This window comes from Pararhodonellum marinum (assembly GCF_015354735.1).
Taxonomy (GTDB): Bacteria; Bacteroidota; Bacteroidia; order Cytophagales; family Cyclobacteriaceae; genus Pararhodonellum; species Pararhodonellum marinum.
Genome location: NZ_JACEFJ010000014.1, coordinates 15,861 through 27,975, shown reverse-complemented (window position 1 = coordinate 27,975; position 12,115 = coordinate 15,861). Strand labels below are relative to the sequence as shown.

Here is a 12,115-nt window from a genome sequence, read left to right as displayed (position 1 = left end):
AAAACGTCAATCAAGGATCATGTTAGGTGGATAATATGATGCGATTGGTGGATTTTTTAAGTTGTTTATTTGAGAAATTTGATCAAATCCAAAATAACATTAATTATGTCAACAGAAACATTATCAACATCCAAGCCTGTAGAAAGGCCGAAAATCAAAGAAAAGTATGATCATTTTATAGGAGGAAAATGGGTAGCACCAGACTCCGGAGAATATTTTGACAACATCTCACCCATTGATGGCAAGCCTTTTTCCAAAGCTGCAAGGGGTAACAAAGTAGATATAGAGAAGGCACTAGATGCTGCCCATGAAGCTTTCACCAAGTGGTCTGTTACATCTGCCGCAGAAAGAAGCAAGTTGCTCAACAAGATTGCCGATATCATAGAAGAAAATCTGGAGATGTTGGCCAGAATCGAAACCATTGACAATGGCAAAGCATTACGGGAAACAAGGGCTGCCGATCTTCCACTTTGTGTAGACCACTTCCGGTATTTTGCTGGCGTGATTAGGGCAGATGAAAGCAGTATTTCCGAACATGATGAACATACGGTAAGTATTGCCCTTCAGGAGCCACTTGGAGTAGTGGGCCAGATCATCCCATGGAATTTCCCCCTTTTGATGGCTACTTGGAAGATTGCCCCTGCCCTGGCAGCGGGTTGTTGTACGGTAGTAAAACCCGCAGAACAAACGCCTACCAGCATCATGGTATTGATGGAATTGATCGCGGATGTGCTTCCTCCAGGGGTGCTGAATGTTGTTACTGGTTTTGGGCCAGAAGCAGGCAAACCTTTGGCCACCTCTACCCGGGTTGCCAAAGTCGCCTTCACTGGTGAAACCACCACAGGTAGATTGATCATGCAATATGCCTCGGAAAACCTGATTCCCGTGACCATGGAGTTGGGTGGCAAATCGCCCAATATATTTATGAAGTCAGTGGCAGATGCAGACGATGCGTTCTTTGATAAGGCGATAGAGGGAGCAGTAATGTTTGCTTTAAACCAAGGAGAGGTCTGTACCTGTCCTTCCAGAATTTTGGTGCACGAGGACATCTATGATACATTTATGGACAGGGTAATTGAAAGAACCAAAGCCATCAAAATGGGCCATCCGCTTGCTGAGGACACCATGATGGGTGCCCAAGCGTCCAATGACCAATATGAAAAGATTCTTTCCTATCTGGATATCGGCAAACAGGAAGGCGCTCAGGTTCTTTGTGGCGGTGACAAAGCAGGATTGAACAGTGGACTGGAAACCGGTTATTACATTCAGCCGACCATTTTCAAAGGACACAACAAGATGCGTGTTTTCCAAGAGGAAATCTTCGGTCCTGTCACTTCGGTCACTACGTTTAAAACCACCGAGGAAGCCATTGAAATTGCCAATGATACCATGTATGGCTTAGGTGCTGGCCTATGGTCCAGAGATGCACATGAGCTTTACCAAGTACCCAGAGCCATCAAAGCGGGTCGGGTTTGGGTAAACTGTTACCATGCCTATCCAGCACATGCACCTTTTGGCGGGTACAAAAAGTCAGGTTTCGGAAGAGAGAATCATTTGATGATGCTTAACCATTACCGTCAGACCAAAAATATGCTGATTTCCTACAGCAAAGAAAAACTTGGTTTCTTCTAATAGATCCGGAGCAAAGGATTTCTTTGTAGATCCTTTGCTCCATTTTTTTTCTTTAACTCCAACCCTACCCCAAATGACCCCTCGCGTATTGATCACCGACAAAGCCAAAGATACCATTGACCAACTCAAGAAAAGGTTTGGAACAGAATTGATGTTTCACCAAAGTGGAGGCTGTTGTGATGGATCTTCGCCCATGTGTTTTGAAAAAGGAGACTTCAAAGTAGGCAGTCAGGATGTATGGTTGGGAGAAGTATATGGATGCGACTTTTTTATGAGTGCAGATCAATTTCAATATTGGAAACATACACAGTTGACATTAGATGTGACTCCTGGAAGGGGAAGCAGTTTCTCAATAGAAATCCCAATGGGAATTCGTTTCATGATTCGCTCCCGCTTATTCACCATGGAGGAACTAGAAAGTCTTCCCCCGACCAAAACCGGGGAAGAGATATTGGCTGAGCAAGATTAATTTTTATTATCCCCTTTCATAAGGGATACTGCCTAAAGGCGATATTGATTGATACAAACTGGATATTAGGATACTTCCTCTGCTAAATCCTATCGTTTTCCAAATTGATCACTTTTCCTATTAATTTACCGATACGCAGTTTAAGAAAAAAAAATTAACTGAAAGACTCCGTATCCGCCATGTATTAACCTCTGTGCCCTTTGTGGAAATAAACCTATTTCCATTTAATCCAAAACCTTACTCAGTCAGTTCATTCAAAGCCTTTAACCTTTGTTTCCAAAAAAAACTCTGCTTCCTCCGCGCATAAACCTCTGTGCCCTTTGCGGTAAAAAATCTCAGAGGACCCGAATACCTCAGAGGTTTGGCCCTATTGGTTCATAGAGGGAGCCTGCATTTAGCTTACCTTTTATTAAAAAGAAAATTCAGTTATCTTCCCTTGATAGAAACTCTCTATAAAACATGAAGAAATTACTGATCGTCTTGCTAAGCCTATTCTTTTTTTATTGGCTGACCACATTTTTTGTCCCCTCAGTAGTGGAGAAAGGAAAAAATCCGATCAAAACACCACCCCCATACACCGTTTCGGACAAAGCCATGCAAATGTATGAATCCCTTGACTTTATTGCGGACCTTCACTGTGATGCCCTGCTTTGGGGAAGGGACCTTACCAAAAAATCCAATCGGGGCCATGTGGATTTTCCAAGGATGCAGGAGGCGAAGGTAGCCTTTCAGGTTTTTACCATCGTAAGTAAATCACCTGTAGGTCAAAACATCGAGCATAACGAAACGGAAACCCTGGACAACATCACCCTTCTGAACATTGCCCAAGGCAGACCCATATCGAATTGGTTTTCTCTGATGAAACGGACCGAGTACCAAGCCAACAAGCTCCATAAGTTTGCCATAAACTATTCGGATGAATTTATGATCGTGAAGTCTAAGGCAGATTTTGAACAATTGCTGGCCATCCGACAACTCAATCCGCAGGTTATCGGAGGCATGTTGGGGGTAGAGGGAGCCCAGGCTTTGAAAGGGGACCTTAAAAATCTGGACATTCTTTTTGATGCAGGAATCCGATTGATTGGGCCTACTCACTTTTTTGACAATGAGCTTGGTGGATCCGCCCATGGAGTCAGCATGGATGGGCTGACACCCTTTGGACGGGAGGTGATCCGGAAAATGAATGAAAAAAACATGATCATCGATTTAGCCCATATCTCTCCAAAAATGATGGATGACATCTTGGACTTGTCTGAAAAACCTGTTTTGGTATCCCATACAGGGTTAAGAGCAGTAGTGAACAATCAGAGAAACCTTTCAGACGAACAAATAAAAAGAATTGCCGGTAATGGCGGATTGATTGGAATTGCTTTTTTTGAAACCACCGTAGGAGAAGACGCCTTGGCGGGTATAGTAAAAAGCATGGCACATATCAGGGATCTGGTGGGTATAGAACACGCTGCTCTGGGATCAGACTTTGATGGCAGTGTGGAAGTTCCATTTGATATCACAGGTTTTCCGTTGATTGTGGAAGCATTGATGAAAGAGGGATTTACTGAATCAGAAATTAGGGCTGTGATGGGTGAAAACATCAGGGCTTTTATGCTGGACAATCTATAACTATGGAAGAAGACATATTACATCAAGAAGTTAGTTTCTTTAAAAATATCCAAGCGTATTTGAGAGAGTTTGTCTATGGAGGAATTGATGGTGCCGTCACAACTTTTGCCGTAGTTGCCGGTGCCGTCGGAGCCAACCTCGATCCCTCCATCATTATCATTTTGGGCTTTGCCAATTTGCTGGCGGATGGTTTTTCGATGTCAGTGGGCGCTTTCCTTTCTGCCAAATCAGAAAACGAAAACTACCTTAAACACCGCAATATTGAATATTGGGAGGTAGACAATTTACCACAAACCGAACGCAAAGAAATCGAGGACATCTATAAAGCCAAAGGTTTCGAGGGCAGTTTACTGCAACAAGTCGTGGATGTAATCACTTCTGACAGAGATAGATGGGTAGACGAAATGATGAAAGATGAGTTGAACATGATTCTGGAAACCAAAAGTCCTTTTAAAATCGGCTTGGCCACATTCCTGTCTTTTATATTGGTAGGTTTTATTCCATTAATGGTCTATGTCTGGGATTATTTTAAAGATACCACATTTAATGTTTTTTTCTGGACCTGTCTCTTTACAGGAATGGCTTTTCTTTTCATTGGTTGGTTAAAAAGTTTCGCCAATCAAACCAATGGTTTAAAAAGCATTCTTGAAACACTCGCCTTGGGATTTCTCGCCGCATTGGTTGCCTATTTTGTGGGTGATTTCTTAGAAAGCCTCCTGAATACTTCTGCATGAAAAACATAGACCACGTTCTCGAAAAAATGGATGCCCTTGTTGATCAATTTTCACAAGAACAACACCGGCTGGGATATTTTGCAGGACTGTATAGACAAGTGACAATAAGGGTGAAAGAAGGTATAGGGAAAAATGAGTTTGAAGACAATCCAAGGATGGAAAAGCTAGTATGCCTTTTTGCTCAAAGGTATTTTGATGCGCTGGAAACTTTCAAACAGGGTGAAAAACCAACTACAAGTTGGTTGAGAACATTTGAATCAGCACAATCGAGTGCCTATATGGTACTTCAACATTTGATTTTGGGCATCAATGCCCATATCAATTTAGATCTAGGGATTGCCGCAGTAGAAACTGCTGGCATTGGAAAGTTGGAAACAATCAAAGGAGATTTTGATAAAATCAATTTAATCCTTGGAGAAATGGTAGATGGGGTTAAAAAGGAGATAGGGAAAATATCCCCCATATTTAAGCTTATGATGCGGCTTGCCAAAGGCAGGGACATTATGCTTGTCAATTTTAGTATTCAAATTGCTAGAAATGGCGCATGGAAATTTGCACAGGAATATGCCCAAGCAGAGGATCAGGGTGTTTGCATAGGTCTCAGAGATCAAGTCATTGCAGGATTGGCAGAAAGTTTACTTAACCCGGGAAAAAGACTTTCGCTTATGTTTAAGGTGGTGGCATTTACTGAAAGAAGATCTGTTGCCAAGACCATTTCCCTTTTGGAGAATCTGGCCATATCGAACAAACCCGCTCGAATTTAACATCCATCTTTTACTTTTTTGCTTCAACTTCCCAATGGCATATTGGGTCAAACGAGTATATGTCAATATTGAAATCCCCATATTGTAGAATATGAATATGAAAAGTGTGTGATAAGATTCCCCAAGCTGTTGTTTTATTTAAATTTCAATCCGATGATTCAATGTTTATGTGCTTTTTTTTCTTAAAAAAATAGAAGTCCTATCCTAGTTCAAGTAATAATACAAGGCAAAACCATCGAATTTGAAAAATATTCATCTTGGTTTGGCATGATTTCAGCTTCTTAAATAACTTATAGAACCCAAAAATTATCCAAGTCCTGAAAAATCTAATATTTGATTAAAAACAAAAAATTTGTTACAAAATACTATTTTGATAATTTGAAAAAATCAACAAAAAAATAATATCAAAATAAGTTTTATAGTAATAAAATTTTATATACTTTGAAACATTGTTTCATAGTTCTGTTAATCAATTATTTTAAGATTGGGATGTTAACATATATAATTATTACCATGATGATCTTTGCATTTGTCAGCTCAATTTGGTTTTTGGTGGCTGCCCACCGGGCGGAAATCGAACCTGATGATTTCGACCAAGAAGCATTTGATAAGAAATTTGAACCAGCGCCTGGCTGGAAGGTGGGTCAGTTACCAGAAGAAATGGATACTCCCCCGGTCAAGAAAATCAATGTCACCCAAGAAGTTAAACCGGAGTCCGTTTATGTGGGAAAACCGGAATTACAAGCCTACAAACGAAAAATTTCCTGATTCAGTGATTATATGACAGGTACAAAAGAACTCTTTTTCAAAGGAGTTCTTTTTTTTTATCACGCTCAGGATCAAACCAAATCGGAACTAGCTAGAAATTTTCTTAAATAGTCTCCATCTCATAAGATTTTTTGTATTTTTAAGAAACACTAATTTCCACATTATGAGACCTTTAGAAATTTTCAATCCACGCATTCGAAAAACTTATGTTGTTTTTGTCTTTTTGATATTAACAGGTCTATCTTCCTATGCACAAACTGAAGATTATAAAAACGAGCTAGTAACCAAATGGGATTCATTCATATCATATTGGCATGAACAGGATGCCGAGGGATGTGCTTCGTTTTTTTTAGAAGATGCATTGCATATTGCTCCTGAATTCCCTATCAACGATTCGAGAGAAGCCATTGCGGAGTTTTATAATTTTCTTTTCTCCAACCATTCCTCAAGCCAATATCAGCACAATATCATTTCAATCGAGACCTTAGGAGAGGACATATTGGAAAATGGGGAATTTATGGTCGACTGGGTGCGAAATGACGGAAGTGAGTGGCTGTTTCATGCCCGCTCTCTTACCCATTGGGTAAAAAATCAAGGCGGGGACTGGAAGATCAAAACCTTGATGTTTAACAGTGCTCCTCAACAACCTTAAATATTTGGGAAAATACCTTCGACGCATAAACCTGAATAAAATACTCCCCTCGACCATACGCCGTAAACTGAGTCAAATTGAATATACTGGGGATTATTTATTACAAAATGAATTAAAAAAGAAAAATCCCTGGTTAAACCTCCGATACTTTTTGCTTTTATTCTGTTAAACTTCTTATATTCAGTAGAATAAAAACTTGAATATGAAAATATTTTTATGGCTGGGTTTAACAGTAGTATTCATTTCCCCAGGTTTTTCCCAATCTGACTTACTCGATAGCCTTCAGCAAATTGTTGCTCTTGACAAGAAGGACTCCACTCATGCCAAAGCCCTATATGCCATTGGGGTAAATTTAGAAAGAAGCGATCTCAAAAAATCTACTGAAAGTTATTTTAATGTGTTAAAATTACCGGTCGGTCCTGGAGTGGAAAAGTACCAGGCCTCGGCTGCCATCAGGTTGGGAGGCAATTATAGCGCGACTGGCCAACCCGACAGCGTGGAACATTATTTTCAGCTGGCAAAAAATTATATCGATACCTACCCCGAAGATCAAAAGATGCCCTACCAATATCACAATGGAATGGGTGTACATTATGGAAGGTATGAGCAATATGATCAGGCTTTTTATCATTATCACGCAGCAGCCGAAATGGACCCAAGTATCATAGGGGAAGACAATGTAGCGGGAGTATATCTGAATCTTGCAGGCGTCTACCGAATAGTAGAAGACCAAAAAAGAGGGATGGAGGCTACCTTTAAGGCTTTGGCAATTTTTGAAAAAACACAAAATAAAACCGGATTGGCCTATGTGTACAATCTATTGGGTACTATATTTTATGACCTGAAACAATATGATGATTCTGAGAAAAATTTATTAAAGTCACTGGAATACAGAAAAGTTTTGGGGGATAAAAGAGGCGAAGCAACCGTATTGGCAAACCTAGGTACCCTGATGATGGATAAAGGGAATTACAATGGAGCCTTGAAAAATTTCTCGGAGGCTATGTCAATCCAGGAGACTTTGGGTCTTAAAGAAATGGTCGGTGTCCAACAAATCAACATAGGTAAGAACTATGAAAAGATGGGTGAATACCAAAAGGCCTTGGAATTTTTAAAATCCGCCAAGACTACTTTGCAAAACGCAGGTGTAAATCGCCATGATGCCCTACTCCTTACAGATATGGGAAAGGTGCAGCGGTTGTTAAAGCAAAAGGAAGAAGCCTACACCAATTTGATCGCTGCCTCTCAGACTGTCAGAGATAAGAAACAATACACCGAAGCCGTTACCGCCTTCAAAAACCTCAAAGAGTACCATTTGGAAGAAGCCAACTTTAAAGAGGCCTTGGAAGCCCAGAGTCTGGAATATGCCTACCGGGATTCAGTAGGCCTTATTTCCATGCAAACTCAACTTAAAGAACTGGAATCCAAGTATTCACTAGACCTGAAAGAAAATGAGATCAGTCTCCTGAAGACAGAACAAGAACTTGATCGGGCAGCCTTGGCCAAACGGAAAGCCAATCAGAACCTGACCATAACTGTCTTTGTCTTTTTGATTCTACTCGCTGGTATTTTGGTCAACAAATACAGAACTGTAGGACGCACCAAGAGACTTTTGGAAGTGGAAAAACTGCGGAACTCCATCGCCAGAGACTTACATGACGACCTGGGGAGCACTTTGTCCAGTATCCATATCCTTTCCCAAATGGCTTTGCAAAGGAAGGAGTCAGCCGATAAAAGCATTTTTTCAAAAATCAATGCCCAGACAGCCACAATGATGGATAAATTAGGTGATATCGTCTGGTCAATCCATCCCGACAATGACAGTCTTGAACAACTTTTGAGCAAAATGCAGGAATTTGCAGGAGAAATCCTGGAACCCAAAGGAATCAGCTATGCATTTGAAGTGGATGAGCACGTCAAAGGAATCAAACTGGATCTGGATAAAAGAAGAAATCTATTTTTGATTTTCAAAGAAGCTGTAAACAATGTGGCCAAGTATGCTGAGAGCAAGTATTTGCAGGTCAAACTGGAAGTGAATCAGGGCAGCCTGAGCTTGATGTTGAAAGATGATGGAAAAGGGTTTGACATGGCCACCATCAAAAAAGGAAACGGATTATCCAACATGCACCAAAGAGCCGAATTGATGGGAGGAAACATGTCCATCGAAAGCCTACCCAATTTGGGAACCTCCATCCATCTGCAGGCACCTATCACATGATTAGGGGATTTTTTAATAGGTTGGTTTTAAGGATATTTACTTATAAAGAGATATAGTGGAAATAAGGTAGAAATATTGTTGAAATATGCTATGCCTGAGGTTTGTAAAATATGCTGAATCGCCTAGGTTAAAATTAAGTCCGAGACTGAATTAAGTGGATAGAGATAAATTTAAGGCACATTCCTTATTTAAAGACATTTCAACGAAGGTAAATTCAATCATAATTCAGCTCAACTATTTCAATTTATTTCGGCGAAGCCATATTTCACAAAGTATATTTCTATTTAACTATAAACAATCCTCCCTTTGACAAAAAATGATCAGAACACTCCTATACGAAGACAACGACCTCCTTAGAGAAAGCATCAGCAGTATGGTGAGCTTAAATGGTGAACTGGAACTGATGGGCACTTTTTCGCATGCGAATGAACTTGAAAAAGAGCTGAAAAAGTATCGGCCGGAACTGGTTTTGATGGATATAGAAATGCCGGGCCGATCTGGAATAGAAGCTACGCACATCATAAAACAGCTATTGCCCAACTGTTGGGTTTTGATATTGACGGTATTTGAGGATGCGGAAAATGTATTGAAGGCAATCAAAGCAGGGGCCTCAGGCTACCTTTTGAAAAAACACATTGCATCAAGACTTTTTCAGGCGGTGGAGGACATTCAGCATGGAGGGGCACCCATGTCTCCCGGGGTGGCCAAAATGGTGATCCAATCCATCCAAAAACAAGGGAATTCGGAAAATTATGGAATGACGGGTAGAGAAAAAGACGTCCTATTGTCTCTAAGTAAAGGAAATAGTTTTAAATTGATTGCTGCAGAATATGGCATCAGTATCGATACCGTAAGGACGCATATCAAAAGAATCTATGAGAAGCTTCAGGTCCATTCCCAAACTGAGGCAGTTTCTAAAGCGATCAATGAAGGTTTGGTTTAGCACAATGTCATGGTCAAAGTAGCCGTTTTTAATCCCCATCCACTTCTGTCGGACTTTGTTCAGAACATTTTTGTAATCGATGCGGTGATCGACCCCAAAGATGGGAATATGGTAGGCCACTACCCTCCTACTCCCCAAAACTGCATATTCCTATACATCAACCAACCTTTGAAGGCAAGGAAGGTGGGTGAAAAGGAGTTTTTTTCAGCCCCAAGGGCATTGGTGGTGGGACCACAGGTTACCCGCATGGAACTTATGATCAATAGAGATCATAAAGTAGCAGTCATTGGCTTTCTTCCTGGTGGACTATTTAGGCTTCTGGGTATTCCCTTGAGTGAGATCTATGACGAAGGCTATGATGCCTATGACCTGATTGGCAAAGATGTATATGATCTTTTAGACAGGTGTGCAGAGATGTCCTGCCTCCAAAAGATCAAACAAGAAGTGGACAACTATCTATTGAGTAAACTTTCCAATTTGAAAGAAATCCTACCGATAGACAGGGCTTTGAATCTGATGCTTTCCGTTCAGGCCAACACTTCCATATCCCAAATTGCCTCCGACGCTTGCTTGAGCTTGAGACAGTTTGAACGAAAATGCAAAGAGCGTTTGGGCATGTCTCCAAAACTGTATGCGCGTTTGATCCGGTTTTCCAATGCCTATCGGCTTTTTGAAAGGTCCCCCAATCCAAACTGGAGCGAAATAGCCTATCTGTCGGGCTACTATGACCAGATGCATTTCATCAAGGACTTCAAAGAATTTTCGGGAATTACCCCAAGTATGATGGAGGAAGCACTCAATGAGGCCCCTTTCAGATTCCAGGCTCCGATAAGGATTTGAATTTCAGATAAATAGGCAAGAGGAATTGTCAGCCCTTGTTTTTTGTCCCATATAAATTCATGTTCTTAATTTTTATCAAAAATTAAAATTTAATTTTGAAATATTTCTTGATTTATATCAATCTCCCTTTAAAAGATAGCCTCCATCTTTGTCTCAGAAATTTTAAAAACTAAAAAACAATTAAATATGAGACCAGTAATATTGCTTTTTATGGGATTAGCTTGGTTAAGCTTATGCTCATGTCAGGAAAATGAGGAACCAGTAGTTATGGATATTCTCGGGGATTGGAAAATTGATGGAAGAAGTACGGAAGTATTGCTCAATGGGGAGGTTAAAACCTTAGCTGCTATGGGCATTGAAGTTTTTGGTCTTGAAGAAGAATCAGCCAAAACTTATGTTGAAGAATATTTGCAAAATCAGATTTTGGGGCCATTGAGTCTTTCAGATGCTGATGTATCTTTTTCGCAGGACTTGATCACTGTGAAACAAGGAGGAGACCAAAGACAAAGCGTTTGGCAATTACTAAATGACAAAACTGTATTGAAGCTGAATTCTTTGGAAGAAAACCAAGTTTCCTATTTTTTCAATTTCAATCACAACTCAGTTCAGCAAATAAACCTGTCTTGGGATTGGCAAGTTCAGCATTTAGCCGACCCTACTAAAGTTCATGATTTAGCGCTTACATTGAAGTTAATCAAATAACCTCATAGGGTTTCCTCACCAGCTTTTTGAATACAATTACAAAAGGCCTGTCAATTATTCATATTTGGCAGGTCTCTTTTGGTTATTTTGCCGTATGGTTTTATGAGAATTGTATTTCTATTTCAGGAAATTATAGTGAAAGAAGCCAGCTATTGTACACAGCCAACCCTTTTTCACTCAAATAAGGCTGTACCATCTGGTTAGCCGTTTTGGTGAATTCCTCTTTTTGATAGGCGTGACTATCTGTCATTTGAAAATAGGCAAAATGGATACTTACGCTTAAAAACATCAGGTAATCTAATTCATCATTGCTTATTTTTGGATTTAAATAATTTTCATCTCTCAAATACATCAGTAACCCTTTCCATTTTATTTTTCCCGCTTCATTCAAGGTATTCACCTTTTCAAAAAGATTTGGAAAATTGCGCTTTAGCTCGTTGTAGTCAATGGTTAAAAACAGGTACTTCAGGTTGATTTCAAAGCTAAAGCCAGGAAGTTCGAGCAAATAGCGCATCAAATCAGATGAATCATTTGAGGTCTGAAGAGCAGCAAGCTCCATATTCATTTCTTCAAACAGACTTGTAATAACCTCTTCTTTTGTGGGGAAATGATAGGTGATGTTTCCATAACTCTTATTCATAAATTTTGCGACATCACGTAAAGTCACGTTCATTACTCCTTTTTCGTTGAATAATAACCTGCTGACCTCAAGAATACGTTTTTTTGTTTTCATGTTGCAAAATTAGTCCATTTGGCCTATTTTTACAAAACGA

Annotated in this window: 12 protein-coding genes; 11 read left to right on the top strand and 1 reads right to left on the bottom strand. The window is 40.0% G+C overall.

Going from position 1 to position 12,115, the window contains the following annotated elements:
* Positions 1-105 precede the first annotated feature (105 nt).
* The 11 genes from H1A14_RS19595 to H1A14_RS19545 all read left to right on the top strand — a co-directional run bounded on the left by H1A14_RS19595 (position 106) and on the right by H1A14_RS19545 (position 11,342).
* The gene (locus H1A14_RS19595) at positions 106-1,632 is read left to right on the top strand and encodes an aldehyde dehydrogenase family protein (RefSeq protein ID WP_194778002.1); all 1,527 of its coding nucleotides are present in this window, start codon (positions 106-108) and stop codon (positions 1,630-1,632) included.
* A 73-nt stretch (positions 1,633-1,705) separates the two neighbouring features.
* Positions 1,706-2,101 (top strand): DUF779 domain-containing protein, encoded by a 396-nt coding sequence (locus H1A14_RS19590; protein ID WP_194778001.1) that lies wholly within the window; start codon positions 1,706-1,708, stop codon positions 2,099-2,101.
* A gap of 459 nt (positions 2,102-2,560) precedes the next feature.
* Positions 2,561-3,721, top strand: a complete 1,161-nt coding sequence (locus H1A14_RS19585; RefSeq protein WP_194778000.1) for a dipeptidase — start codon at positions 2,561-2,563, stop codon at positions 3,719-3,721.
* A 2-nt stretch (positions 3,722-3,723) separates the two neighbouring features.
* Positions 3,724-4,455 carry a VIT1/CCC1 transporter family protein gene (locus tag H1A14_RS19580; protein WP_194777999.1) on the top strand — a complete coding sequence of 244 codons (732 nt, stop codon included), beginning with the start codon at positions 3,724-3,726 and terminating at the stop codon, positions 4,453-4,455.
* A complete protein-coding gene (locus H1A14_RS19575; protein WP_194777998.1) occupies positions 4,452-5,219 on the top strand; it encodes a DUF5995 family protein in 768 nt (255 codons plus the stop codon). Before H1A14_RS19580 ends, H1A14_RS19575 begins: the two co-directional genes overlap by 4 nt.
* Before the next feature lie 513 nt (positions 5,220-5,732).
* Entirely contained in the window at positions 5,733-5,987 is a 255-nt protein-coding gene (locus H1A14_RS19570) for a hypothetical protein (RefSeq protein ID WP_194777997.1), read from the top strand.
* 163 nt (positions 5,988-6,150) lie between these two features.
* Positions 6,151-6,639, top strand: a complete 489-nt coding sequence (locus H1A14_RS19565) for a YybH family protein (RefSeq protein ID WP_194777996.1) — start codon at positions 6,151-6,153, stop codon at positions 6,637-6,639.
* A 202-nt stretch (positions 6,640-6,841) separates the two neighbouring features.
* Positions 6,842-8,857 (top strand): tetratricopeptide repeat-containing sensor histidine kinase, encoded by a 2,016-nt coding sequence (locus H1A14_RS19560; protein WP_194777995.1) that lies wholly within the window; start codon positions 6,842-6,844, stop codon positions 8,855-8,857.
* Between the two features lie 316 nt (positions 8,858-9,173).
* Positions 9,174-9,800 carry a response regulator transcription factor gene (locus H1A14_RS19555; protein WP_194777994.1) on the top strand — a complete coding sequence of 209 codons (627 nt, stop codon included), beginning with the start codon at positions 9,174-9,176 and terminating at the stop codon, positions 9,798-9,800.
* A 9-nt stretch (positions 9,801-9,809) separates the two neighbouring features.
* Positions 9,810-10,640, top strand: coding sequence for a helix-turn-helix domain-containing protein (locus tag H1A14_RS19550; RefSeq protein ID WP_194777993.1), 831 nt, complete (start codon positions 9,810-9,812; stop codon positions 10,638-10,640).
* 186 nt (positions 10,641-10,826) lie between these two features.
* Positions 10,827-11,342 (top strand): hypothetical protein, encoded by a 516-nt coding sequence (locus H1A14_RS19545; protein WP_194777992.1) that lies wholly within the window; start codon positions 10,827-10,829, stop codon positions 11,340-11,342.
* A gap of 130 nt (positions 11,343-11,472) precedes the next feature.
* Here H1A14_RS19545 and H1A14_RS19540 read toward each other — a convergent pair whose 3' ends face one another.
* Positions 11,473-12,075, bottom strand: a complete 603-nt coding sequence (locus H1A14_RS19540) for a TetR/AcrR family transcriptional regulator (protein ID WP_194777991.1) — start codon at positions 12,073-12,075, stop codon at positions 11,473-11,475.
* Positions 12,076-12,115 lie beyond the last annotated feature (40 nt).

Coding starts and splice junctions, on each gene's coding strand:
- H1A14_RS19595 (WP_194778002.1), top strand. CDS start 106: ATGTCAACAGAAACATTATCAACATCCAAGCCTGTAGAAAGGCCGAAA.
- H1A14_RS19590 (WP_194778001.1), top strand. CDS start 1,706: ATGACCCCTCGCGTATTGATCACCGACAAAGCCAAAGATACCATTGAC.
- H1A14_RS19585 (WP_194778000.1), top strand. CDS start 2,561: ATGAAGAAATTACTGATCGTCTTGCTAAGCCTATTCTTTTTTTATTGG.
- H1A14_RS19580 (WP_194777999.1), top strand. CDS start 3,724: ATGGAAGAAGACATATTACATCAAGAAGTTAGTTTCTTTAAAAATATC.
- H1A14_RS19575 (WP_194777998.1), top strand. CDS start 4,452: ATGAAAAACATAGACCACGTTCTCGAAAAAATGGATGCCCTTGTTGAT.
- H1A14_RS19570 (WP_194777997.1), top strand. CDS start 5,733: ATGATGATCTTTGCATTTGTCAGCTCAATTTGGTTTTTGGTGGCTGCC.
- H1A14_RS19565 (WP_194777996.1), top strand. CDS start 6,151: ATGAGACCTTTAGAAATTTTCAATCCACGCATTCGAAAAACTTATGTT.
- H1A14_RS19560 (WP_194777995.1), top strand. CDS start 6,842: ATGAAAATATTTTTATGGCTGGGTTTAACAGTAGTATTCATTTCCCCA.
- H1A14_RS19555 (WP_194777994.1), top strand. CDS start 9,174: ATGATCAGAACACTCCTATACGAAGACAACGACCTCCTTAGAGAAAGC.
- H1A14_RS19550 (WP_194777993.1), top strand. CDS start 9,810: ATGGTCAAAGTAGCCGTTTTTAATCCCCATCCACTTCTGTCGGACTTT.
- H1A14_RS19545 (WP_194777992.1), top strand. CDS start 10,827: ATGAGACCAGTAATATTGCTTTTTATGGGATTAGCTTGGTTAAGCTTA.
- H1A14_RS19540 (WP_194777991.1), bottom strand. CDS start 12,075: ATGAAAACAAAAAAACGTATTCTTGAGGTCAGCAGGTTATTATTCAAC.